We start from the raw sequence: 24,706 nt of genomic DNA, 5'->3' as shown, positions 1-24,706 counted from the left end.
ATGATTGCTGAGGTGATGATGGAATGCGAGGAAGAAATAATAAAAAGTCGCAAAAAGTAGTACATTTATTTCAAAGAAGATGGGTGTTTCCGGCACTATACATTGCTTGTGCAGCGGTAATCTTAATGGTTGCGCTATGGTTCCAGGGAGCTAACCCGAAGAAAGCTCCGAACCAAGATCAAGCAACGCCGTATACACAAACAGATGATCCGGCAGTACCGGTAACAAAATCTTCAGAAGTAGTGAAAATGCCAGCTGCAGCAAATGCAGAAGTAGTAGTACAGAAGAAATTCTATGAAGATGCAGCAACAGAGGCGGAACAAGAAAAAGCACTTGTCTTTTATAACAACACATATTCCCCGAATAAAGGAATCGACATTGCTGCGAAAAATGGAAAAGAATTCGATGTTACAGCTGCTTTAAGTGGTACAGTAACGAAAGCTGAAAAAGATTCACTTCTTGGTTATGTTGTAACAGTAGATAGTGGAAATGGTGTAGCAGCATCTTATCAAAGCTTAGGCAGTGTGAAAGTAGAAAAAGGTGCACGAGTTGCACAAGGTGAAGTACTAGGGAAATCCGGTTTAAGTACAATGAATAAAGATGCAGGTTCTTACGTTCACTTTGAAGTACGTAAAGACAATGTGGCTGTGAATCCTGAGCGTTACTTAAATAAATCAGTATCAGAAATTAAAGCTGATGCAGGTACTGCAAAGGCGACGAATGCTTCTGGTAAAAAAGCTGATGACAAATCTCAAAAAGAAGAAAAGTCAACAAGCACGAAACCAGAAAGTAAAACAGAAGATAAGTCTCAAAAAGAAGAGAAATCGACAAGCGGTTCGACTAGTGATAAAGAGACGAACGGCAAACAAGAAGACAAAGCTAAGAAAGAAGAAAAGTCAACAAATGGTTCTACAGAATCATCTAGTGATTCTTCTTCACAAGAATAAAAAAGTGAAAAAATCAGTTCTCACTAGGAGAGCTGATTTTTTTATTTTTATATAAAAATAATCAATTTCGAGAAAAAATTTGCAATAACAAGGAAAAATGACGAGATTCTCGAATATATATTACAAAAGGGAGGGGATACTGTGTCATTTTTATCTGTTCTGTCGATTGCTATTATTTTATTGTTTGTTTTATTCTCCTTATATTATTATATTGCCGGTAAGAAAGAAGTTCCCCACCATCAGTTGTTAGAAGAAGAGTATGAACGAGAAAAGTGACACCTTTTATAAGAGGTGTCACTTTTTTTCGCCATAATTGTCATTGTTAACGTATTTCTCACACAAAAACGTAATTTTTCTTAACTTAGTCCGCAAAAATAGTGAACATGTAGCATATATCAGTAGTGCGGGCAATACAATGGTATAAACCAATGCAAAGAGAGTGTTTGAGGTGAGAAATCGTGAATCATTTCATTATAAATCCAAGAATGTTTAACGCTTACAAACAGCACTCACATTTACTTCATAGTCGTATGCAGCGAGTCTCATTTCACACTTCTCACATCCAATTTAGGGAGGCGAGTGGTGTGCACGATTACATCAAAGAGAGAACTATCAAGATTGGTAAGTATATCGTGGAGACAAGAAAGACAGTGCGTGTAATTGCAAAGGAGTTTGGGGTATCAAAGAGTACAGTCCATAAAGATTTAACAGAACGTTTGCCAGAAATTAATCCAGAGCTCGCAAATGAAGTGAAAGAAATTCTTGATTATCATAAGTCTATTCGTCATTTAAGAGGGGGAGAAGCAACAAAGCAGAAGTATAGAAAAGAAGATATAGAAAAGCCTGTACGTCAATAAATGCAAAACAGCAAACATTCCTTACAGATTCGGTAATATTTTTCAGAAAAATTCTTTTTGTGAATATTACGTTTCTGTTAAAATTATGATAAAATCAGAAATTAGGTGTAAAAGAATTCGGGTGTAACCTGATTTTGAATATCGAGGAGGAAAAAACGGGAATGTTTGCGCGAGATATCGGAATTGACCTAGGTACGGCTAACGTATTAATTCATGTTAAAGGTAAGGGTATTGTATTAAATGAGCCATCTGTTGTGGCAATTGATCGTAATAGTGGAAAAGTATTAGCAGTAGGTGAAGAAGCAAGAAGTATGGTGGGACGTACACCTGGTAATATTGTGGCAATTCGTCCGCTTAAAGATGGTGTAATCGCAGATTTCGAAATTACAGAAGCAATGTTAAAGTATTTCATTAACAAATTGGACGTGAAGAGCTTCTTTTCAAAACCTCGCATTTTAATTTGCTGTCCAACAAATATCACATCTGTAGAACAAAAAGCAATTCGTGAGGCTGCTGAGCGTTCAGGTGGTAAAACAGTATTTTTAGAAGAAGAGCCAAAAGTAGCTGCAGTTGGTGCTGGTATGGAAATCTTCCAGCCAAGCGGAAACATGGTTGTTGATATTGGTGGAGGTACAACAGATATCGCCGTACTTTCTATGGGTGATATTGTTACCTCTTCCTCTATCAAAATGGCTGGCGATAAGTTTGATTTGGAGATCTTAAACTACGTTAAACGTAAGTATAAGCTATTAATTGGAGAACGTACTTCAGAAAATATTAAAATTAAAGTCGGTACAGTATTCCCAGGTGCACGCAGTGAAGAGCTTGAAATTCGCGGACGTGACATGGTAACTGGTTTACCACGTACAATTACAGTATGCTCTGAAGAAATTACAGAAGCACTAAAAGAAGACGCGGCTATCATTGTACAAGCTGCAAAAGGCGTACTAGAGCGCACACCACCAGAACTATCTGCGGACATTATCGACCGCGGCGTTATTCTAACAGGCGGAGGAGCTTTATTACACGGTATTGACATGCTTCTAGCAGAAGAATTAAAGGTACCAGTATTAATTGCTGAAAACCCAATGCAATGTGTTGCTGTTGGTACAGGTATTATGTTAGAGAATATCGATAAATTACCACGTCGTGCGTTGAAATAAAGTGAAAAAGAGCTAAGGGAAAACCTTAGTTCTTTTTTTGGGGATTTTTTTAATTCTAATTTTTTAAGAAAACAGAAGAAAAATAGAGGAAAATAAAGAAATAGGGCAATATATTCATATATATAGTTAAATTTAATGTTTTCTTATTTGAAAACGTATGTAATATAATGATTCGGAATACGACATTAAGGCAAAGAATGTTCAAATACATATTGCCTTTCCCTAATTTGGGCATACACTCTTTTCTACCTCCGTGTCAGTTGCTGGGAAGTGCAACTATTTTAATGGAATAGAGTGTGTGCATTTTTTTATATATGAAGCTGAACTGATTAAAGTTTCACTTTATAATGACAAATAATAAACAAAATGGGATAATAACAATATGTCCAAGTGGTAAGACCAATATTGTAAAAGGGGCGATTGTTATATGCTAAATATAGAACAAATTAAAGAAATCATTCCTCACCGCTATCCATTTTTACTTGTTGATAAAATATTAGAAGTGGATGAGGGAAAAAGAGCGGTTGGAATTAAAAATGTATCTGCAAACGAGGAGTTCTTTAACGGACACTTTCCTGATTATGCAGTTATGCCTGGTGTACTTATTGTAGAAGCATTAGCACAAGTTGGGGCAGTTGCTGTATTAAAGAAAGAAGAAAATCGCGGGAGACTTGCTTTCTTCGCAGGCATCGACAACTGTCGCTTTAAAAAACAAGTGCGCCCAGGTGATCAACTTCGCCTAGAAGTAGAAATGACACGCGTACGTGGTCCGATTGGAAAAGGAAAAGCAATCGCAACAGTAGATGGTGAAGTTGCTTGTGAGGCTGAAATTACATTTGCAATTGGTGATAAAAAAGAATAGATAAAACAAAAAAAATCTTCTTGTAAAAATACAGGAAGATTTTTTTATTTCATTAATATATCGATGGAATTATTAAAATGCAAACTAGTCAGAAAACAACTTGTAATTATATGGTAATTACCATATAATACCTTTATCGTTTATTTAGAAAATAGGATAAATGATAAAGGTATTAAAGAAGTAAAGTCATTGTCATATTGTTAAGGTATTTATATAAGACAAAGTAGAATGTTATTGATTATGATGAGGTGTGGGGAAGTTAGCGATACAAAATATTAATTAGACGTATGAAATCGAGCATAAGAGAGAGAAAAGGGAAAATGTCGCATTTCACAAAAGGAGATTATGAATATGTTCGGGAGAAAGAAAAGAAAACCATTACGACAATTAATTACACATAAAGAGCCTAAATCGCGTATTACAGAACAATATCGTAACATTCGTACAAACATTGAATTTACATCTGTAGATAGTCGTGTTCGTTCTATCATTGTTACCTCGGCAGATCCAGGCGATGGAAAAACAACGACAATCGCAAACTTAGCAGTTGTTTTCGGTCAACAAGGAAAAAAAGTTTTATTAATCGGAGCTGACTTACGTAAGCCGACGATTCAAAACTTATTTGCAATTCATAATTCAAATGGATTAACTAGCCTACTATCAGGACAAGCGAAATTAATGCAATGCATTCAAAAAACAGATATAGAGAACGTATATTTAATGGCGGCAGGTCCAATTCCGCCAAACCCAGCTGAACTATTAGGAAATCGAGCGATGGACGAGGCATTGCTAGAAGCATATAACATGTTTGATATTGTTTTAATCGACACACCACCTGTCCTTGCTGTTACCGATGCACAAATACTTGCGAACAAATGTGATGGAATCGTACTTGTCGTGCGCAGTGAAAAAACAGAAAAAGACAAAATCGTAAAAGCGAAACAAATATTAGATAAAGCATCAGGGAAAATACTTGGTGTCGTTTTAAACGATAAAAGAGAAGAACAAGAGCAATATGGTTATTACTAAAATATAAAAAGCCAATAAGAAATACTTGTTGGCTTTTTGTATTTTCCGGAAATTCTTTATCAAGTTATATAGTATAAAAAACATGATAAAATAAAAAATTTGGAAAATCATTGGAATGTGTTGTCATATTTAAGATTATTTTGTAAGATTATACTTGTTTGTTATGAACTAATATAAAATAAATTACTAAAATAAAAAATGTAAGATAATATGTTATAATTTTTCTTATGTGCAAATTTTAGAAAGTTGGAGGAACTTATGGAAGAAACAATTAGTTTAAAAGAGTTATTTCATATCTTAAAAAAACGTTTAGCAATGATCCTCGTAATCGCCTTTGGTGCAGCTATTGTAAGTGCTATCATTAGCTTCTTCTTTATGACACCAATCTATCAATCTTCAACGCAAATTCTTGTGAACCAGAAGAAGCAAGAAGGTGCAGCAATTCAGTTTAGTGAAGTGCAAACAAATATTCAATTGACCAATACATATAAGGTTATTATTAAAAGTCCAGTAATCTTAGAGCAAGTTAAGGAAAAACAAGGTTTAAATATTACCATCCAAGAACTGAATGAAAAAATCGAAGTGGTAAATGAAAAAGATTCACAAGTAGTTACATTAATGGCTCAAGATAAGGATCCGAGATTAGCTCGTGATATTGCAAATACGACAGCTGAAGTCTTTAAAAGTGAGATAGCAAAAATTATGAGTGTGGATAACGTAACTGTATTATCGAAAGCAGAAGTTGCAGAAAATCAATCTCCAATTAAACCAAGCCCGATGTTAAATGTGGCAATTGCTTTCGTTGTTGGCTTAATGGCTTCAGTTGGTCTTGCATTCCTACTAGAATACTTAGATAACACAGTGAAAAAAGAAGAAGATGTAGAAAATTTACTTGGCTTACCAGTGTTAGGTATTGTTGCTCGTATGGATGAAGAAACAACGAACGTGAAATCACATGCTCCATCATCAAGAAAAGTGAGGGGACAAACAATTGGCTCTTAATAGTTTATTCAAGAAGAAAAAAAATCATCGTCAACGTCGTCAATTAATTGCTCATCAACAACCGAAATCACCAATTTCAGAACAATATCGTAATATTCGAACGAATGTTGAGTTTGCAGCTGTTGATACAAACTTGCATTCACTAATGGTAACATCTGCGAACCCAAGTGAAGGGAAAACGACAACGACAGCGAATATGGCAGTTGTTTTTGCTCAACAAGGAAAGAAAGTTTTATTAATTGATGCAGATATGCGTAAACCAGCGATGCATCAAATGTTCCAAGCTGATAATATTTACGGATTAACGAATGTATTAACACATAGTGAACGTTTAGAGAAGTGTGTACAAACGACAGCTGTAGATAATTTACACTTTTTAGCATGTGGCCCGATCCCGCCAAATCCAGCAGAATTGTTAGGTTCGAAATCAATGCACGAACTTCTTGCACAAGCATATAGTATGTACGATTTAGTTATTTTTGATTTACCACCAATTTTAGCAGTAACGGATGCGCAAATTATGGCAAATGTATGTGATGCATCTATTCTTGTCGTTCGTAGTGAATCGACAGAAAAAGAAACAGCGGTAAAAGCAAAAGGATTATTAGAATCTGCAAAAGGTAAATTGTTAGGCGTTGTTCTAAATGATCGTGAACGTGAACAAAGCTTATATTATTACTATGGTGCAAATTAATTAAAAAGTGAGATATGCCAAGAACATATCTCCTTTTTTCCCTTGAATATGAGACATGTCTCATATTCAAGGGAAAAAAGATTTTTATACAAGAGGGAGCGTGAGAAGAATGATTGATTTACATTGTCACATTTTATCTGGCATCGATGACGGTGCACAAACAGTAGCAGATAGTTTAGCGATGGCACAAAAGGCCGTGCAAGAAGGAATTCATACAATTGTCGCTACACCACACCATCAAAATGGAAAATATGTAAATGAGCGTACTTCTATTATTCATCAAGTGAAACAATTAAATGATGAACTACAACAAAATGAAATTCCACTCAAAATTTTACCGGGGCAAGAGGTCAGGCTATATGGTGATTTATTAGAAGACTATGAAGCTGGTAAAATTGTTACTTTAAACGAAACAGATAAATACATATTAATTGAATTTCCATCTAATCACGTACCTCGCTATGCAGAACAACTATTATATGAACTACGTGTTAAAGGAATGATCCCGATTATCGTTCATCCAGAACGTAATGCCGAGTTAATCGAGCGGCCAGATAAGTTATATAACCTTGTAAATAAAGGTGCATTAACACAAGTGACGGCAGGAAGTCTCTTAGGGAAGTTCGGCAAAAAGATAAAAAAATTCTCACTACAACTCGTTGAACATAATTTAACGCATATGATCGCATCAGATGCACATAACACAACATCAAGAGGATTTCATTTAGCGGAAAGCTATGAATTAATCGAAAAAGAATTCGGAATGAACGTTCTGAGTGATTTAAAAGAGAACCCATATTTATTAATTAGCGGAAAGGCAATTTATAAAGAAGACCCAGAACAAATTCGTCGTAAAAAATTGTTCGGTATCTTTTAAATAAAGAACAGGTGATGTCTCCTAACCGTTATCAACGGGGGCACTCGGTCGTGCTGTGGGTAGAAATTTTTATTCCTTAGACGCTTGTCGTCGGGAGTGTGACGTGAGGATGGGTTAGATGCCCATAATTTTATTTATGATAGAAACTCTACCTATGGAGTTATAACTATGACTCTATAGGTAGGGTATTTGTTATTGCTACATATAGATAAAAAGATATACGGGGGGGACTAGAATTGAAAAAAGTAAGAAAAGCGATTATCCCAGCTGCGGGACTGGGAACGAGGTTTTTACCAGCAACGAAAGCAATGCCGAAAGAAATGTTACCTATCGTTGATAAACCGACAATTCAATACATAGTAGAAGAAGCGATAGAATCAGGAATCGAAGATATTATTATTGTTACTGGAAAAGGAAAACGTGCAATTGAAGATCATTTCGATCACTCTTTTGAGTTAGAACAAAACTTACTCGAAAAAGGAAAGTACGAAGTACTTGAAAAAGTGCAAGCTTCTTCAAAAATTAACATTCATTACATAAGACAAAAAGAACCTAAAGGACTTGGACATGCGGTATGGTGTGCACGTAAATTTATTGGAAATGAGCCATTTGCAGTATTACTTGGTGATGATATTGTGCAAGCGGATACGCCATGTTTACGTCAATTAATGGATCAATATGAAGGAATACAATCATCTGTTATTGGGGTACAGACAGTGCCAGAAAATGAGACACACCGTTATGGAATTATCGATCCAATTGAGCAAAATGACCGCCGTTATCAAGTGCGTCAATTTGTAGAGAAGCCAGCTCAAGGTACAGCACCATCTAATTTAGCAATTATGGGACGTTATGTATTAACACCAGAAATCTTTATGTTCCTTGAAGATCAACAAACAGGTGCTGGTGGAGAAATTCAGTTGACAGATGCGATTCAACGTTTAAATGAAATTCAACGAGTATTTGCTTATGATTTTGAAGGAATACGCTATGATGTTGGGGAGAAGTTTGGGTTTATTAAGACTACGATTGAGATGGCACTTCAAAATGAAGAATTGAAAGCAGATTTGCTGAAATACATGAAGAAACTTATAAAAAAAGATGAGGTACATTCATAAGAGAATGTCCTTTTTTATTATTAATTAAATACTATTTATATACAGAAGGGAACAGGTATATTGAGTTATCGAAGACGGCTCTCATTATTAATTTTATTAGATTCATTTATTGTATTAACTGCCGTGTACTTAAGTTATTGGTTTATACATCCTAATGTATTAAATAAAATTCCTACGACAGTAGTTATTAGTTCTATTACATTATTGTGTAGTCATCATATTTTTGCAAGTATGTATAAGCTATACAATAAAGCATGGGAATATGCAAGTATTGGTGAATTGAAACAAATATTCAAAGCAATTACTCTTTCTATTATCGTAACTGCAATTGTTCAACAAATTATAAATCATGATATTTATGTTCGAATTTTAGCAATTGCATGGATGCTACATTTATTATTGATTGGTGGTTCGCGTTTCGTATGGCGTATGTTCCGTGATACATATATTAGTAAGGGGACGAATAAAAAACGAACATTAATTGTCGGAGCGGGTGCAGCAGGAACTATGGTAGTAAGACAATTACAGCATAATAAAGAAGCAGATTTATACCCGATTGCATTTGTTGATGATGATAAAAATAAACAAAAATTAGAGATTTATAATGTACCAGTTGTTGGTATGACAAATCATATTAAAGAAATTGTAGAAGATAATGATATTGAACATATTATTATTGCTATTCCTTCTTTAAATAGAAATCAAATAAACGAGATTTTTGAGAAGTGTACAAAAACGAAGGCGAAAACACAAATTGTACCGATGCTTGAAGATCTTCTAGATGGTAAAGTTTCTGTTAATGAATTCCGGGATGTACAAGTGGAAGATTTATTGGGAAGAGAACCAATCCAATTAGATGATGCAGGAATTGGAGAAAAGATTACAGGGAAAACAATTTTAGTAACAGGTGCAGGTGGATCGATTGGATCCGAAATTTGTCGCCAAGTGATGAAATATAAACCAGCAAAAATTGTTCTTTTAGGACATGGTGAAAATAGCATTTATAATATTGAAATGGAAATGCGAGTTACATATAAGGATTCGGTCGAAATTACTACAGAAATTGCTGATGTACAAGATCGGAATAAGATTTTTGAAATAATGGAGAAACATCGTCCTTATATTGTATACCATGCAGCTGCACATAAACATGTGCCATTAATGGAACGTAATCCTGAAGAGGCTGTAAAAAATAATATTTTTGGTACGAAAAATGTAGCGGAAGCAGCTGATACGTTTAAAGTAAATACGTTCGTAATGGTTTCTACAGATAAAGCAGTAAATCCGACGAATGTAATGGGGGCTACAAAACGATTTGCAGAAATACTTGTACAGCATATGGCAGCAGTGAGTACTAATACAAGATTCGTTGCCGTTCGATTTGGTAATGTTCTTGGGAGTAGGGGAAGTGTAATTCCATTATTTAAGAAGCAAATTCAAAAAGGTGGGCCTGTAACAGTTACTCATCCTGATATGATTCGTTACTTTATGACAATACCAGAAGCTTCAAGACTAGTTATTCAAGCTGGAACGTTAGCTAAAGGTGGGGAATTATTTGTACTTGATATGGGAGAGCCAGTAAAGATTGTTGATTTAGCTAAAAACTTAATTACTCTTTCGGGTTATTCTATTGAAGATATCGGAATTGAATTTACTGGGTTAAGACCAGGTGAAAAAATGTATGAAGAGTTATTAAATGAAGGTGAGATTCATCCAGAGCAAATTTTCCCTAAAATTCATATAGGAAAAGCTGTTTTGATAGAACAAGAAATTTTAAGACAATTTATGAATGACTTTGAAGGAATGGATAAAGAGGAAATAAGAGAGCGATTATTGGGTATTGCAAATAATAAAGTTAATCTTAAATATTAATTTAAGGGAAGGAAGTTTTTAAAATGGGAGATAGAATATTTCTTTCATCACCACATATGAGCGATGAAGGCTATGAAATGCAGTATGTTAAGGAAGCCTTCGATACAAATTGGATTGCGCCACTTGGGGAGAATGTGAATGGATTTGAAAGAGAGCTAGCCGCGAAAGTTGGCTCTAAAGCAGCCGCAGCGCTATCTTCTGGAACAGCTGCAATTCATCTGGCACTTAAAGCAGCAGGAGTAGGGGAGGGGGATATTGTTTTTTGTCAAACACTTACATTCTCAGCTACAGCAAATCCTATAATTTATCAAAATGCTGTTCCTGTTTTTATAGATAGTGATTATGAAACTTGGAATATGTGTCCTAAAGCATTGGAAGAAGCTTTTAAAAAATATCCAAGTGTAAAGGCAGTCATAGTAGTTCATCTTTATGGTCTTTCTGCAGACATGGATAAGATTGTTGAACTTTGTAAAAAATATGGTGTTACTTTAATTGAAGATGCTGCTGAATCTTTAGGAACCTACTATAAAGGTAAGCATACGGGAAGTTTTGGAGAGTATGGTATTTTCTCTTTTAATGGAAATAAGATCATCACTACTTCTGGTGGTGGTATGCTTGTTTCTAATGATGAAGAACGAGTTTCAAAAGTAAGATTTTGGGCTACTCAAAGTAGAGATCAAGCGAGACATTATCAACATAGTGAATTAGGATTTAACTATCGTATGAGCAATGTCGTTGCTGGGATTGGCAGAGGACAGCTTAAAGTATTAGATGAGAGAGTGCAGAAGAAAAGATACATATTTGATTTTTACAAGAGGGAATTAGGAAATCTTGAAGGTATTGAGTTTATGCCTAGCAATGAATGGAATGAACCAAACTATTGGTTAAGTTCTATGACACTAAACGGTAAGGTTCGTCCAATCGACGTGATGGAAGCTCTTGAAAAAGAAAATATTGAATCTAGACCAGTGTGGAAACCAATGCATTTACAGCCATTCTTTGAAAAATATGATTTTGTTGGGACAGATGTATCAGAGAAGTTATTTGAGAATGGTGTTTGCTTACCAAGTGATACGAAAATAACAGATGAAGATTTAGATAGAGTCGTGAAAATTATTAAAGGGTTGTGGTTAGGGTAATGGGTGTTGTTAAAGGTGGTATTTATAGAACATTTATAAAAAGACTAATAGATTTTATATTGTCTTTAATCGCTATTATAGTGCTCAGTCCAGTACTTCTTATTGTTGCTTTACTTGTAAAAACGAAGTTAGGTAGTCCAGTTTTATTCAAACAAAAAAGACCAGGGCTAAATGAGAAAGTTTTTATGATGTATAAATTTAGAACAATGACGGATGAAAGAGATTCTGGTGGTGAACTACTTCCGGACGATGTGAGGTTAACTAAATTTGGTAAGTTTTTGCGTTCAACTTCTCTTGATGAGTTACCAGAGTTATTTAATATTCTTAAAGGAGACATGTCAATTGTTGGACCAAGACCCCAATTGGTTCGAGATATGGTATTCATGACCTTGGAACAGAGAAAGAGACATAGTGTTTTACCAGGGCTTACTGGTTGGGCTCAAGTTAATGGACGGAATTGCATTACATGGGAAGGGAAATTGAATTTCGATTTGCAATATATTAATAACATTTCCTTTATGGGAGATTTTAAGATAATTTTTATAACAATAGCTAAGGTATTCAAGAGAGATGGAATAAGTACAGAAGGTATGGAAACAGCTGAGGATCTTGGTGATTATTTATTAAGGGTAGGTCGAATTGATAAAGAGACGTATATTGGAAAAATAAAAGAGAGCAGAAAATTAGTTTAACATAAGAGAAGGTGCAGAAATGGTAAGTGAGAATAGAGAAGATATTTTGATTTCAATAATTACACCTGTGTATAATTCTGAAAAATATATAGGTGAGACCATAAAAAGTGTTTTATCACAAACACATGAAAACTGGGAAATGCTTATTGCTGATGATTGCTCACAGGATAATACAGCTGAAGTAATTAAAGAGTTTAATGATGATCGAATTAAATATTTTAAGTTGGAAGAAAATGCAGGGGCTGCCGTAGCGAGGAATAGGGCTTTAGAAAAGGCCAATGGAAAATACATTGCATTTTTAGATGCAGATGATATGTGGAAAGCGGATAAATTGCAGAAACAATTGACTTTTATGATTGAGAATAATATAGGATTCTCGTTTACGGGATATGAGATTTTGAAAGAAGAAGGGAATAAAATTATTAATGTTCCCCCTAGGCTAAACTATAGCCAATTTATGAAAAATACAATTATAGGCACATTGACTGTTATGGTTAACGTCGACATTGTAGGGGAAGTTAGATTAGTTAATGTAAAAAAAGACCATGATTCAATGACTTGGGCAAAGATTCTTAGAGAAGGGCATCTGGCATATGGCTTAGATGAGAGTTTAGCTTATTATAGAAAAGTTGAAGGCTCAATTTCAAATGATAAGTTCCAAGCGGCTAAAAATCATTGGAATAATTGTAGAAATATAGAGAAATTATCATTACCGAAATGTCTTTATTATTTCTTCTTTTATGGGGTCAATGCGGTGAAAAAACATTACTTCTAAAATAATATTAGAAAAATGTTGAAAATATCTTAGGAAATTGAAGGCGTAGGAATATTGTATGTTGAGGTGTTTTAATGTATAAAATTGGTGTGTGCGGACATTTTGGGAGTAAGAAAAACCTTCTTAACGGTCAAACAGTAAAAACGAAAGTGTTAACTGAAGAATTAAAATTAGCTCTTGGTACACAAAACGTTGAAATTGTTGACACGCATAATTGGAAAAAAAATCCTTTTAAACTTTTTATAAATTGTTTACTTTTAATTAAAGGTTGTGAAAATGTAATAATTTTGCCTGCACAGAATGGACTTGGTATTTTTGTACCATTATTTTTACTATTGAACAAGGTATATAAAAGGAAGCTTCATTATGTCGTTATTGGTGGATGGTTACCTGAAATTTTAGGAGAAAATCCTAAACTTAAAAAGCAGGTATGCAAATTAGATGGGGTTTATGTTGAAACGACTAGTATGATAAAGTCCCTCCAGCAATTAGGTTTAGAGAATGTTAAAAAGTTTATAAATTTTAAACGCTTAGATGTTCTTACGGCAAGTGGATTGCATTTTCCAAATGAGAGACCATTTAAGCTTTGTACTTTTTCTAGAGTGATGAAAGAAAAGGGAATTGAGGATGCTATAAAGACAGTAGAATCCATTAATACAGCAAGAGGAGAAGTAATGTTTACACTTGATATATATGGACAAGTGGATGAAAACTATAAAGAGAGATTCGAACAGTTACAGAAAAAATTCCCAAATTTCATATCATACAAAGGTAGTGTGAATTTTAATGAGAGCGTAGAAATTCTCAAAGAGTACTTTGCGTTACTATTTCCAACGCAGTTTAAAACAGAGGGGATACCAGGTACCATTATTGATGCGTATGCTGCGGGAATTCCAGTAATAGCGTCTAAATGGGATTCAGCAGATGAAGTTATTACTCAAGGGATAACTGGATATATATATGATTTCATGCAAACATCACAATTAGAGATGATTTTAAATTCAGTATTAGATGCCCCTGAAAAAATGGGGGATATGAAAGAGAATTGTTTGAAGAGAGCTGAAGAATTTTTACCTGAAAAGGTTATTAGCGAGTTTATTAAAAATATGTGACTAAGTTTACACTTAATTTAACGGAATAAACTATTATGTTGTTAGGGTTACAGTTGCTTTTTTATGAGTCTTATTAAAAGCAAATTAAGTAATAAGTAAGGGGTCTATTTAGAATGATAAAAGATGCTCAACCTAAAAGAATTTTGTGCATAGTAAATACAATAAACGCTGGTGGTGCAGAAACTTTTTTAATGAAGTTATATCGTGCATTGGATAAGAAGAAATACCAAATGGATTTTTACTGTATGTCTTTAGAAAAAGGATATTATGAAGATGAAATAAAGGAATTAGGTGGAAAAGTTTATTATGCAGTGCCTAAATCTAAAAATTGGGTTAAGGCTTTTCTTACGCTTAAAAATGTTGTAAAAGAGAATAAATATGAATGTGTAATGAGGGTTTCACAACATTCGTTGGCAACAGTTGATTTAATTGCAGCTAAAATGGGGGGAGCTAAAACTTTAGTACAAAGATCAAGTAATTCTAATGCTGCTAGTAAACTTAGTAGGTTATTACATAATATTTTTAAATGGTTACCAATGACAATTCCGAATGTGAAAATTGCGCCATCTACAGAAGCTGCCGAATACACTTTTGGTAAAAAATGTATAGAAAAAAAGAAGGCAATTCTTGTTAAAAATGCAATTCCTTTAGAAAATTTTCTGTTTGCACAAGAAAAGCGGGACAAGATGAGAAAAGAACTTAACCTAGATGGAAAGTTTGTTGTTGGACATGTAGGAAGATTTGATGCGCAGAAAAATCACAATTATTTAATTGATGTATTCTCAGAAATTGTTAAAAAAAATACTAACAGCGTATTAGTTTTGACTGGAAAAGGCTCTCTTGAAGATGATATTAGAAAAAAATTAGAAATATTGAATTTAACTGATAAAGTTCTTTTTACGGGACTTAGATCTGACGTTCCAGATATTATGATGGCCATGGATATTTTTATTTTTCCATCCCTTTATGAAGGGATGCCTAATACAGTAATTGAAGCACAGGGAACAGGGTTACCATGTCTAATTTCCAATACAATTACTAGAGAAGCGGATATAACAGGGAATGTTGAGTATCTTTCTATCGATGATTCAGCAGAAAATTGGGCTGAGAAGGCTTTAGAGTATTCAGAGGAGTATGAAAGAAGAAATGTAAAGACGGAATTTATTGCAATGGGCTATGATATCACTTTTGAATCGAAAAAGTTGATGGAACTAACATTAAAATAATGTTGTAATTAAAGAGTTATTAAGTTAAAGAATTAAGTTCGTTACCTAATTTGTAAAGATCTTAGCTCCCATATCTATAATGAAGAAAAATTTGATAAGTGAATTATTATTGAATTAATAAACCGTTCATCTTGTGTGGAAAATATAGTTTTAATGTTGTAATGGAATTAGAGTGGGTGTTAATACATAAAACTTTATATTATCTGTATAAAAGAAATGGCACTCGACTTTGGTTAAAGAATGGAGCTTGTAATGGAGAGAATTACACTAAATAAAGTTATTAATATAATTATGTTTTTTTATGTTTTAAGCATCTACCTATTTACGTTTAGGGATGGATTAAATTCAATAAGTAATGCCTTGGCTTTAATGCTTATTGGTACTATATGGACAGATATTTTGTTAACCCGAAAGAAGTTGGTGTTTAATAACTTTTTACTTGTGTACTTAATATTTATTGTAATTTGTTTAGTATCAGTATTTTATGCAATTAATCAGGAAATTGCACTAGCTAAAGTTAAGACTTTAGCTCTTATGTACATGTTAATGCTTTCTTTTGCAAACTACATTAATACATTGGAAAAATTAAGGAAAATTTTAATGTATTTTGTATATTCTGGTTTTGTTACTGGAATTTATATTTTAATGAACTCTGATTTTTCGCAAGTATCTAGGTATGGAAGTGAATTGGGGAATGTTAATGCAATAGGTATGATAATAGGGATATCCTCTATATTTTGTTTTTATTTTATTATAGAAGAAAAAAAATATTTATTATATATACCTATCCTATTAACAAATGTACTTGTTATATTCTTAACTGGCTCCAGAAAATCTCTTCTTTTTATTGTTTTTACATTTATTGCGGTATTATTGCTTAATGGGAAAATGGGGATAAAAGGGAAAATGAAAGCTTTATTATGGAGTAGTGTTGTTATATTTTTGAGCCTTTATATAATATTTGATAACCCTCTACTTTATCAAATAATAGGCGTGAGGATGGAGCATCTGTTTTCTTTTATATTAGGCAAAGGTGCTGATGAAGGCTCTATAAATATTAGAGAGAATATGATTGATGTGGGCCTAGAGTGGTTTAAAGAACATCCAATTTTAGGTTACGGGATAGATAATTTTAGATCTTTATACGGAATGGAAGTTTTTGGGGTTGAAGCTACTTATTCGCATAATAATTTTGTAGAGCTTCTAGTTGGAACAGGTATTTTTGGTGCTATTTTCTTTTATTTAACTCATTTTATTGTTTTAAAGGATTTATATAAAGCGTCGAAAGGAAATGACAACAATTCTTTATGTTATGCATTTATAGCGATAATAGTGACGTATATTTTCTTATCAGTCGGAATGATATACTATTACGACAAACATATTAGTATAGTGTTAGTTCTTGGAAGTATAGTATACAGATTAATAAAATCAGATAAATATAAAAATAATACCTAATTAATTTAGTTTTTATTTTATCAAAGAATGTATTTTTGAAATGAATAAAGTTTTATATCGCTATACATTCGATTTTTATCTTTATTTAACGTTTGAAAGGGCCCCCCTTTTTTAGATGGAAAAATCAATTAATAGGAGGTATGGATAGTTGAATATATTAGTTGCTGGTGACTTGGTGCCAACACAATCGAATAAGGATATATTTTCGAAAGGTGACGTTACTACATTGCTTGGAGAGGAGTTGCTTTCAATTTGGAGAGCCGCAGATATGAGGGTCCTGAACCTTGAAGTTCCTCTTACAGATAATGAATCTCCAATTTCAAAATGTGGACCAAATCTTAGTGCTCCAACAAATACTATAAATGGTATTAAAAAACTCGAACCGACACTATTGACTTTGGCAAATAATCATATTTTAGATCATGGTGTAACAGGGCTTAAATCTACTGAGCAAGTACTATCTATGAATGGCATTGCTTTTACTGGGGTAGGAGAAAATGTTTTTGAGGCGAGCAAGCCTTATATTCTAGCTAACGGTGATATAAATATAGGAGTATATGCTTGTGCTGAAAACGAATTTACTATTGCAACAGATAAATCTCCTGGGGCAAACCCATTTGATCCATTAGAAAGCCTTGATCATATAAAAGAATTAAAAGAGAAGTGTGATTATGTAATTGTTTTATATCATGGAGGAAGAGAGCATTATCGTTATCCATCTCCATATCTTCAAAAAGTGTGTAGGAAAATAGTGGAAAAAGGTGCGGATGTTGTGATATGTCAGCACAGTCATTGTATAGGTTGTTATGAAGATTATCAAGATTCTCTAATTGTATATGGCCAAGGGAACTTTATTTTTGATGAATCAAACAATGAATTCTGGCAAACTAGCATTCTAGTACATTTAGAAATTACAGATAAGATAAAAGTGGACTATATTCCAATTGTAAAAAAGGAAAATGTAGTAAGGTTAGCTCAAGGCAAGGATTTTGAAGATATACTAAATGATTTTCATAAGAGATCAAAGGAAATATGTCAAGAGGGATTTGTTGGGCAACAGTATCAAAAGATTGCTGCTGAAAAATATGAAAACTATCTCAGAACTTTTTCAGGTATGGGTAAATGGTTAGCGAGAATAGATTATAGATTGTTAAATGGTTTAATTTTAAAGAGGTGGTATAGCAAACGTCATTTGTTAGCGATACAAAACTTTGTAGAATGTGAGGCTCATCGAGAATTATTGCTCAAGAGTTTAAAAGGAGAAAATGAGAGTGGAAGATAAACAACTCCATAGAAAGATTACAAATGCAGCAAAATGGTCAACCATAACACAAATCATTGCCAAAATCATAGTTCCATTAACAAATATGGTATTAGCAAGAATTTTAGCACCAGAGGCGTTTGGAGTTATTGCAACAATAACAATGATTATTAGTTTTGCAGATATGTTTACTGATGCAGGCTTTCAAAAGTATTTAGTACAACATGAATTTAATAGTGAAAATGAAAAGCACAAAAACGCTAATGTAGCATTTTGGACGAATTTTGTCATTTCACTGTGTTTATGGGGCATAATCGCGTTATTTAATGAAGAAATTGCCAAAATGGTTGGAAATCCTGGATTGGGTTTAGTTATTATAGTTGCTTGCATTCAATTACCATTAACTTCTTTTTCTAGTATTCAAATGGCACTTTTTATGCGCGAATTTGATTTCAAGACACTTTTTACTGTTAGGATTATTACAATAGCAGTTCCATTTTTTGTGACCATTCCTTTAGCTTTTTTGGGCTTAAGTTATTGGTCACTAATTATAGGTACGATTTGTATACAGCTTTTTAACGCATTTTTACTTACTATCAAATCTAGTTGGAAACCAAAATTATTCTTCGATATAAGAATACTAAGAGAGATGCTATCATTTAGTCTATGGTCATTAATAGAAGCTATATCAATTTGGCTTACTGCATGGATTGATACATTTATTATTGGCTATTATTTGAACGAGTATTATTTAGGGGTATATAAAACATCCACGATAATGGTTAATTCCTTATTAGCACTTGTTACAGCGGCTACTGTACCAGTTTTATTTGCTGCATTGTCAAGACTGCAAAATAATGATAATGAATTTCAGAGTATGTTTTTCAAATTCCAAAGATTAATTTCGGTGTTAGTATTTCCATTTGGTGTAGGTGTTTTTTTATATAGTGATTTGGCAACACAATTAATGTTAGGTGGGCAATGGGAAGAAGCAAGTGATGTTATTGGTGTATGGGCGTTAACTAGTTCAATAATGATTGTGTTTGGTCATTATTGTAGTGAAGTATATCGGGCAAAAGGTAAGCCTAAACTATCATTTATGGCGCAATTACTGCACCTTATTGCATTAATTCCAACATGTATTATAGCAGCGAATTTTGGATTTTGGCCACTAGTTTTAGCTAGGTCTTTGATTAGGGTACAGTTTATTATGGTTCATATGGTAATAATGAGATTTATAATGGGATTTTCTGTTTTGGGAATCTTCAAAAATATCTTACCGACATTGAGTGCCGCCATTGCTATGGGACTACTAGGTTATCTTTTAAGAGAGTTGAATAATAGTTTGATATGGAGTATATTATCAATTTTCCTCTGCGCTGTATTCTATTTTGGAATATTATTTATGTTCCCGAAAATGCGAAGAGAGTTACTTGATTTTTGGATAAAGATAATCCCAAAAAGGTTTCTTAAAAGAGCGGTTTAGTAGCTAGATTGTGTTAATAATACTTTATTCTAAACATTGTTTAATACGAGATTAGATAAATAGTCATAGTGATTTGTTTTTAATGAGTTTAAGCATTAGTATTGTTGATAGTTTTTTATAGGTTTTAAGTATGTTGAGATCAAGTCAAATTAATTTTATAAATAAAAAGTAGGAAAGGATTTCTAAAATATGAGAAGTTCCCGTTTTAAAAAATTTGCATCCCGAATTCTTAGTACTTGTGAGCCGTATGATAAATTTGGCTGGATAGATAAAAATCGTGAGTATAGAGAATCGAAACGAAAATTACAAGAGAATGAATATTTAGAAAGTGCACCACCACTAGTTATTCAATGGCCATCCTCTATTCCAAAGCCATATGTGGGGTTAGTAAAGTCGGAAAAAGGGAATAAGGCTTATTGGCCAAAATTTGAACGGTTTTTAAAAAATAATAATATTCCTTATGATGAAATTGATATCAAAGCGTCAAATTTCACCTTAGAATGTAAAAAATTTGATGCCATTGTTTGGCGAACGCCATCAACATATGTTGAGCAATGGGAAGCAGCGGACAAAGTTGATTATATACAAGATTACCTTGATAAACTTATTTTACCGTCTAAGCAAGCTTTATGGATGTATGAAGATAAGATTAGATTGCAATGGCTACTCGAATTGTACAATCTTCCTACTATTCAATCATTTATATCGTATTCAAAAGAAGAAACAGCACAATACATTGAAAATTGTCAGTACCCTTTTATATCTAAAGATAAAACTTGCTCAGGATCTGAAGGTGTACACTTAATAAAAAATAAGAAGCAGGCAAGGAAATTATGGCGTAAAATTTTTCATCACGGGTTAAAATTAAATAATTCTTACATAAAACAAAAAAATTATGTATTATTTCAAGAATTTGTACCTAATAAGGGATTTGATCTACGGGTTATTATGGTAGGCGATTCGTATTTTGGTTACTATAGGTATCCTAAGGAGAATGATTATAGAGCTTCGGGTTCAGGTGTTGTTACAAAAAAGGATATTCCATTAGAAGTTTTAAAGATAGCAAAAAGGGTGCGCGAATGTCTTCCAGAGTCTTATTTATTAGCGGTCGACTTTTTACAGGATACACGTGACGATAAATACTATATTATAGAAACTTCAATATTTATTAGTATAGAGTCTTGTGAACAATTGGTTGTAGGTGATGTCGCTGGACGTTATATTGAAGAAAATGGTGAATTCACTTTTGAGCCAGGTCGTTTTTGGTTACAAGAGCTTATGATGCAAGGGTTAATGGAAGACTGGATTGCTAAGCATCAGGAGAAGGGGAGATTAAAGTAAATGAAAATTACAATTGTTGGGGCAGGAAATGGTGGAACTACACTTGCAGCTGATTTAAGCTTTAAAGGGCATGAGGTAACTTTATTAAAAACTTCAAATAAACTTCATAATAAAAATTTTAATTATTTATTACAAAATAATGGAGAAATTATATTTAAGGACTTAGATGAAATAAATTTAGTAAAAATCAATAGAGTAACCACATGTTTTGAAGAGGCATTTTCTAATAATCCACAGTTGATCATTTTATTTATTCAAACTAGCTATCACGAAGAAATTATTAAAAGGATAGCTCCTTATTTAAAGGATGATCAAACGATATTAGTAGAACCTGGTTATCTAAGCACAGCTTTCTTTAAGAAATACTGTGGACATTTAAATTTAATTATCGCTGAAGCGGAGAGTTCCCCAATTGACTGTAGAATAACAGCACCAGGAGAAGTACAAGTGTTATTTAAAAATGTTCGGAATCCTATTGGTATCTATCCTCGATATCGTAAAGAAGAAGGAATGCTTCTTTTAAATCAACTGGATTATAATTTTACAGCCTTAGATTCGGTGGTGGAAGCGGCACTCCATAATCCAAATTTAATAGTTCACACAGTTGGTGCAATTATGAGCATACCACGTATAGAGTTTTCAGAAGGGGATTATTGGATGTATCGTGAGGTGTTCACTCCAAGCGTTTGGAACCTAGTGGAGAAACTTGATAATGAAAAATTAGAGATTTTGTCCGCATTAAGTTTAGAGCCAGTTCCATATGTGGAAGCATGCAAATTCCGAAATTCTATTGATTTGAATATTGATGCCAAAGCTGTGTTTTTCGATTATGCAAAGAACCATTCTCCGTCTGGGCCAGATGTAAGCAATTCTAGATATATAACTGAAGATGTACCAGAAGGACTAGTATTATTAGAGTCTTTAGGTAAGGTATTAAATGTTAATACCCCTGTTTGTTCGGCTCTAATTGATATTGCTTCGGGTTGTTTAAATAGTGACTTTAGAAAAAATGGAAGAACGGTTGATAGGTTAGATAAGAAAATTATAATGGAGATATTAGGTGTTACTACTCCTGTATAAAATAATAGATGATACGTTCCCTCTTATTCTTTATTTGGGAGTGGACCCTTTAGTGTTACTACTTAAATTATTTAAGGGAAATGTAAAGTTATTCTGTTTTAAAAGAGGAATAAAAATCAATTGTGTAAAAAGATGGAGGCTCGTAGTTTATCCAACTTGCTTTTAAATATAGGTTATGTAAGTAGGTTTATTAGGCAGTAATATCTATATTGGGAATTAAACTAGATATACTATTCTAATTTGTTAAGATGTATATCTTAAGGGGGATTATTATGTATAAAATAGCAGTAGCAGGAACAGGCTATGTAGGTTTAGTAGCAGGCGTATGTTTTGCAGAAGTTGGACATCAAGTAACTTGTGTTGATATTGATGAAAAAAAAGTGGCATTAATGAAATCTGGTGTTTCACCAATTTATGAAGCTGATTTAGAGGAGTTAATGCAGAAAAATTATACTGCGGGAAAGATTAATTATACAACAGATTATAAATCAGCATACAAAGATGCAGATGCAATTTTTATTGGGGTAGGGACTCCAGAACAAGCTGATGGTTCTGCAAATCTTTCATATATTGCAACTGTTGCGAAACAAATTGCTGAAAGTGTAGAAAAAGATTGTCTTGTTGTTGTAAAATCAACTGTTCCAATTGGAACAAATGACAAAGTTGAGCAGTTTATTCAAGACTTTTTAGTTAATGATGTGAAAGTAGAAGTTGCATCCAATCCAGAGTTTTTAGCTCAAGGTTCGGCTGTTCATGATACGTTATATGCAGAAAGAATTGTTATTGGTACAGAAAGTAAATGGGCTGAGGAAGTATTAATGAATCTCTATAAACCGTTTCATTTGCCTATCGTTTCAGTGAATAGAAGATCAGCTGAAATGATTAAGTATGCTTCTAATGATTTCTTAGCTCTTAAAATTTCCTATATGAATGATATTGCGAATCTTTGTGAATTAGTTGGCGCGGATATTCAAGATGTTGCAAAAGGTATGAGCTTTGATGAGCGTATTGGAAGTAAGTTTTTAAATGCAGGTATTGGTTTTGGTGGTTCATGTTTCCCTAAGGATACGAAAGCATTAGAATATTTAGCGAGACAAAATGGTTACGAATTAAGAACAGTAAAGGCTACAATTGATGTAAATAAAGATCAAAAGACTTTATTGTATAAAAAAGCTAGCCAAAGATTAATTACTTTTAATGGGCTTAAAGTAGCGGTACTAGGATTAACGTTTAAACCTGGAACAGATGATTTACGAGAAGCTGCTTCTCTTGAAAATATACCTTTACTATTAGAACAAGGTGCAGATATTTACGCGTTTGACCCAGTAGGTGCAAACAATTTTGCTAAAGTGTATCCAGAGGGTAAAAATAAAAATGGTAATATTACATATGTTGCTAATGTTGAACAAGCTTTAGAAGGTGCAAACGTCTGCTTTATTTTTACAGAATGGGGAGAAGTGAAAGAATTGACTCCAGAAAATTATAAGCAGTTAATGAGAACACCCCTAGTATATGATGGAAGAAATATTTATGATGTTCCAGCGATGCAAGAAGTCGGGATAGAGTATCATTCTATCGGAAGAAAATCTACAAGTAGAGAACGTATGAGGGAGTCGGATAATATTGAATTACAAGCCTCTAGATAATAGTAAAGTATACCTTGTTACTGGAGCAGCCGGTTTTGTAGGATACTTCTTATCTAAAAGATTATTAGAACAAGGTTGCCGTGTAATAGGTATTGATAATATAAATGATTATTATGATGTGAATCTTAAATACGCTCGTTTAGAGCAGCTTAAGCCATATGAAAACTTTACTTTTATTAAAGGTGATATTTCTGATAAAGGTATAATTACTAAGCTCTTTGAAGAGTACAAGCCAAATATTGTCGTGAATTTAGCCGCACAAGCTGGTGTGAGATATTCAATTGAAAATCCAGATGTATATATTCAAAGTAATATTATTGGCTTTTATAATATTCTTGAAGCGTGTAGACATTATCCAGTAGATCATCTTGTATATGCATCATCTAGTTCTGTTTATGGAGCAAATAAAAAGGTTCCTTTCGAGGAAACGGATTTCGTAGATAACCCAGTATCACTTTATGCATCTACTAAGAAATCAAATGAATTGATGGCTCACACGTATAGTCATTTATATAAAATTCCTGCTACTGGGCTTCGTTTCTTTACGGTATACGGTCCTATGGGACGCCCAGATATGGCTTACTTTGGGTTTACTGATAAGTACTTCGCTGGAGAGCCAATTAAAATATTCAATAATGGTGATTTTGACAATGACCTGTATCGAGACTTTACTTATATAGATGATATTGTTGAAGGGATTCAACGCCTGTTGAGCAATCCTCCTATAGAAGATGTAAAACACGAGGTATTTAATATCGGAAATAATAATCCTGAAAAATTGATGGTGTTTATTGAAACATTAGAGAAGGCACTAAGCAATTCTTTAGGAAGACAAGTGATGTTTAAAAAGGAATTTGAACCTATTAAACCAGGGGATGTACCAGCTACTTACGCATCAACAGATTTATTGCAGAAAGCTGTAGATTTTAAACCTAAAACTTCTATAGAAAAAGGTTTACAGGAATTTTCCAATTGGTATGTAGACTATTATAAAGTAAAATAATAAAAAGCTTGGGTTACTGGGTAGAGAATATACTAGTTATAGGATCCCAATCTTAGTATAATAGAC

Annotated in this window: 23 protein-coding genes; all 23 read left to right on the top strand. The window is 33.3% G+C overall.

Annotation, left to right across the window (positions count from 1 at the left end):
* The first annotated feature begins 23 nt into the window (after positions 1–23).
* The 23 genes from ACTFQM_RS21050 to ACTFQM_RS20940 all read left to right on the top strand — a co-directional run bounded on the left by ACTFQM_RS21050 (position 24) and on the right by ACTFQM_RS20940 (position 24,640).
* Positions 24–947 carry a peptidoglycan DD-metalloendopeptidase family protein gene (locus ACTFQM_RS21050; RefSeq protein WP_440036130.1) on the top strand — a complete coding sequence of 308 codons (924 nt, stop codon included), beginning with the start codon at positions 24–26 and terminating at the stop codon, positions 945–947.
* Positions 948–1,088: 141 nt separating this feature from the next.
* A complete protein-coding gene (locus ACTFQM_RS21045; RefSeq protein ID WP_178940917.1) occupies positions 1,089–1,223 on the top strand; it encodes an ABC transporter ATP-binding protein in 135 nt (44 codons plus the stop codon).
* A gap of 308 nt (positions 1,224–1,531) precedes the next feature.
* The gene (gene spoIIID, locus ACTFQM_RS21040; RefSeq protein ID WP_000544010.1) at positions 1,532–1,804 is read left to right on the top strand and encodes a sporulation transcriptional regulator SpoIIID; all 273 of its coding nucleotides are present in this window, start codon (positions 1,532–1,534) and stop codon (positions 1,802–1,804) included.
* A 161-nt stretch (positions 1,805–1,965) separates the two neighbouring features.
* Positions 1,966–2,967, top strand: coding sequence for a rod shape-determining protein (locus tag ACTFQM_RS21035; RefSeq protein ID WP_440036128.1), 1,002 nt, complete (start codon positions 1,966–1,968; stop codon positions 2,965–2,967).
* Between the two features lie 427 nt (positions 2,968–3,394).
* Complete coding sequence (gene fabZ / locus ACTFQM_RS21030) at positions 3,395–3,829, top strand: 3-hydroxyacyl-ACP dehydratase FabZ (RefSeq protein WP_000931959.1); 435 nt, start codon at positions 3,395–3,397, stop codon at positions 3,827–3,829.
* Between the two features lie 351 nt (positions 3,830–4,180).
* Positions 4,181–4,858 carry a CpsD/CapB family tyrosine-protein kinase gene (locus ACTFQM_RS21025; RefSeq protein WP_265623152.1) on the top strand — a complete coding sequence of 226 codons (678 nt, stop codon included), beginning with the start codon at positions 4,181–4,183 and terminating at the stop codon, positions 4,856–4,858.
* A gap of 258 nt (positions 4,859–5,116) precedes the next feature.
* Positions 5,117–5,860 (top strand): YveK family protein, encoded by a 744-nt coding sequence (locus tag ACTFQM_RS21020; RefSeq protein ID WP_440036127.1) that lies wholly within the window; start codon positions 5,117–5,119, stop codon positions 5,858–5,860.
* The gene (locus tag ACTFQM_RS21015) at positions 5,850–6,554 is read left to right on the top strand and encodes a CpsD/CapB family tyrosine-protein kinase (protein WP_440036126.1); all 705 of its coding nucleotides are present in this window, start codon (positions 5,850–5,852) and stop codon (positions 6,552–6,554) included. Before ACTFQM_RS21020 ends, ACTFQM_RS21015 begins: the two co-directional genes overlap by 11 nt.
* A gap of 109 nt (positions 6,555–6,663) precedes the next feature.
* Positions 6,664–7,431: a tyrosine-protein phosphatase gene (locus ACTFQM_RS21010; protein ID WP_440036124.1), complete on the top strand. Its 768-nt coding sequence runs from the start codon at positions 6,664–6,666 to the stop codon at positions 7,429–7,431.
* A gap of 236 nt (positions 7,432–7,667) precedes the next feature.
* The gene (gene galU, locus ACTFQM_RS21005) at positions 7,668–8,549 is read left to right on the top strand and encodes a UTP--glucose-1-phosphate uridylyltransferase GalU (RefSeq protein ID WP_440036123.1); all 882 of its coding nucleotides are present in this window, start codon (positions 7,668–7,670) and stop codon (positions 8,547–8,549) included.
* A gap of 60 nt (positions 8,550–8,609) precedes the next feature.
* On the top strand, positions 8,610–10,421 hold the full coding sequence (locus tag ACTFQM_RS21000) for a polysaccharide biosynthesis protein (protein ID WP_440036122.1): 1,812 nt from the start codon (positions 8,610–8,612) through the stop codon (positions 10,419–10,421).
* Between the two features lie 23 nt (positions 10,422–10,444).
* Positions 10,445–11,560 carry a DegT/DnrJ/EryC1/StrS family aminotransferase gene (locus ACTFQM_RS20995; protein ID WP_440036121.1) on the top strand — a complete coding sequence of 372 codons (1,116 nt, stop codon included), beginning with the start codon at positions 10,445–10,447 and terminating at the stop codon, positions 11,558–11,560.
* Positions 11,560–12,252 carry a sugar transferase gene (locus ACTFQM_RS20990; protein ID WP_440036120.1) on the top strand — a complete coding sequence of 231 codons (693 nt, stop codon included), beginning with the start codon at positions 11,560–11,562 and terminating at the stop codon, positions 12,250–12,252. The genes ACTFQM_RS20995 and ACTFQM_RS20990 overlap by 1 nt, the downstream gene beginning before the upstream one ends.
* 19 nt (positions 12,253–12,271) lie before the next feature.
* Entirely contained in the window at positions 12,272–13,027 is a 756-nt protein-coding gene (locus ACTFQM_RS20985) for a glycosyltransferase family 2 protein (RefSeq protein ID WP_440036118.1), read from the top strand.
* Positions 13,028–13,101: 74 nt separating this feature from the next.
* Positions 13,102–14,139, top strand: coding sequence for a glycosyltransferase family 4 protein (locus ACTFQM_RS20980; RefSeq protein ID WP_440036117.1), 1,038 nt, complete (start codon positions 13,102–13,104; stop codon positions 14,137–14,139).
* 113 nt (positions 14,140–14,252) lie between these two features.
* Positions 14,253–15,365, top strand: coding sequence for a glycosyltransferase family 1 protein (locus ACTFQM_RS20975; RefSeq protein ID WP_440036116.1), 1,113 nt, complete (start codon positions 14,253–14,255; stop codon positions 15,363–15,365).
* 252 nt (positions 15,366–15,617) lie between these two features.
* Positions 15,618–16,823 carry an O-antigen ligase family protein gene (locus ACTFQM_RS20970; protein WP_440036115.1) on the top strand — a complete coding sequence of 402 codons (1,206 nt, stop codon included), beginning with the start codon at positions 15,618–15,620 and terminating at the stop codon, positions 16,821–16,823.
* Between the two features lie 148 nt (positions 16,824–16,971).
* The gene (locus ACTFQM_RS20965; protein ID WP_440036113.1) at positions 16,972–18,105 is read left to right on the top strand and encodes a CapA family protein; all 1,134 of its coding nucleotides are present in this window, start codon (positions 16,972–16,974) and stop codon (positions 18,103–18,105) included.
* Entirely contained in the window at positions 18,089–19,570 is a 1,482-nt protein-coding gene (locus ACTFQM_RS20960) for a lipopolysaccharide biosynthesis protein (protein WP_440036112.1), read from the top strand. The genes ACTFQM_RS20965 and ACTFQM_RS20960 overlap by 17 nt, the downstream gene beginning before the upstream one ends.
* Positions 19,571–19,759: 189 nt before the next feature.
* Positions 19,760–20,911 (top strand): ATP-grasp domain-containing protein, encoded by a 1,152-nt coding sequence (locus ACTFQM_RS20955; protein ID WP_440036111.1) that lies wholly within the window; start codon positions 19,760–19,762, stop codon positions 20,909–20,911.
* Positions 20,912–21,991 (top strand): NAD/NADP octopine/nopaline dehydrogenase family protein, encoded by a 1,080-nt coding sequence (locus ACTFQM_RS20950; protein ID WP_440036109.1) that lies wholly within the window; start codon positions 20,912–20,914, stop codon positions 21,989–21,991.
* Positions 21,992–22,263: 272 nt separating this feature from the next.
* Complete coding sequence (locus ACTFQM_RS20945; RefSeq protein ID WP_440036107.1) at positions 22,264–23,637, top strand: UDP-glucose dehydrogenase family protein; 1,374 nt, start codon at positions 22,264–22,266, stop codon at positions 23,635–23,637.
* Entirely contained in the window at positions 23,615–24,640 is a 1,026-nt protein-coding gene (locus ACTFQM_RS20940; RefSeq protein WP_440036106.1) for a GDP-mannose 4,6-dehydratase, read from the top strand. Before ACTFQM_RS20945 ends, ACTFQM_RS20940 begins: the two co-directional genes overlap by 23 nt.
* The last annotated feature ends 66 nt before the right edge of the window (positions 24,641–24,706 follow it).

Source organism: Bacillus cereus group sp. MYBK30-2, from assembly GCF_051915945.1.
In the GTDB taxonomy this organism is placed as follows: Bacteria; Bacillota; Bacilli; order Bacillales; family Bacillaceae_G; genus Bacillus_A; species Bacillus_A paramycoides.
The sequence above is the reverse complement of the archived record's forward strand: the minus strand, read 5'-3'. Positions and strand labels throughout refer to the sequence as shown.

Excerpts from the sequence above, each read along its gene's own strand:
- ACTFQM_RS21010 (WP_440036124.1), top strand. The coding sequence starts at position 6,664 with ATGATTGATTTACATTGTCACATTTTATCTGGCATCGATGACGGTGCA.
- ACTFQM_RS20995 (WP_440036121.1), top strand. The coding sequence starts at position 10,445 with ATGGGAGATAGAATATTTCTTTCATCACCACATATGAGCGATGAAGGC.
- ACTFQM_RS20955 (WP_440036111.1), top strand. The coding sequence starts at position 19,760 with ATGAGAAGTTCCCGTTTTAAAAAATTTGCATCCCGAATTCTTAGTACT.
- fabZ (WP_000931959.1), top strand. The coding sequence starts at position 3,395 with ATGCTAAATATAGAACAAATTAAAGAAATCATTCCTCACCGCTATCCA.
- ACTFQM_RS20950 (WP_440036109.1), top strand. The coding sequence starts at position 20,912 with ATGAAAATTACAATTGTTGGGGCAGGAAATGGTGGAACTACACTTGCA.
- ACTFQM_RS20970 (WP_440036115.1), top strand. The coding sequence starts at position 15,618 with ATGGAGAGAATTACACTAAATAAAGTTATTAATATAATTATGTTTTTT.
- ACTFQM_RS21025 (WP_265623152.1), top strand. The coding sequence starts at position 4,181 with ATGTTCGGGAGAAAGAAAAGAAAACCATTACGACAATTAATTACACAT.
- ACTFQM_RS21035 (WP_440036128.1), top strand. The coding sequence starts at position 1,966 with ATGTTTGCGCGAGATATCGGAATTGACCTAGGTACGGCTAACGTATTA.
- ACTFQM_RS20975 (WP_440036116.1), top strand. The coding sequence starts at position 14,253 with ATGATAAAAGATGCTCAACCTAAAAGAATTTTGTGCATAGTAAATACA.
- ACTFQM_RS20945 (WP_440036107.1), top strand. The coding sequence starts at position 22,264 with ATGTATAAAATAGCAGTAGCAGGAACAGGCTATGTAGGTTTAGTAGCA.
- ACTFQM_RS21050 (WP_440036130.1), top strand. The coding sequence starts at position 24 with ATGCGAGGAAGAAATAATAAAAAGTCGCAAAAAGTAGTACATTTATTT.
- ACTFQM_RS20985 (WP_440036118.1), top strand. The coding sequence starts at position 12,272 with ATGGTAAGTGAGAATAGAGAAGATATTTTGATTTCAATAATTACACCT.
- ACTFQM_RS21020 (WP_440036127.1), top strand. The coding sequence starts at position 5,117 with ATGGAAGAAACAATTAGTTTAAAAGAGTTATTTCATATCTTAAAAAAA.
- ACTFQM_RS20980 (WP_440036117.1), top strand. The coding sequence starts at position 13,102 with ATGTATAAAATTGGTGTGTGCGGACATTTTGGGAGTAAGAAAAACCTT.
- ACTFQM_RS20990 (WP_440036120.1), top strand. The coding sequence starts at position 11,560 with ATGGGTGTTGTTAAAGGTGGTATTTATAGAACATTTATAAAAAGACTA.
- ACTFQM_RS20960 (WP_440036112.1), top strand. The coding sequence starts at position 18,089 with ATGAGAGTGGAAGATAAACAACTCCATAGAAAGATTACAAATGCAGCA.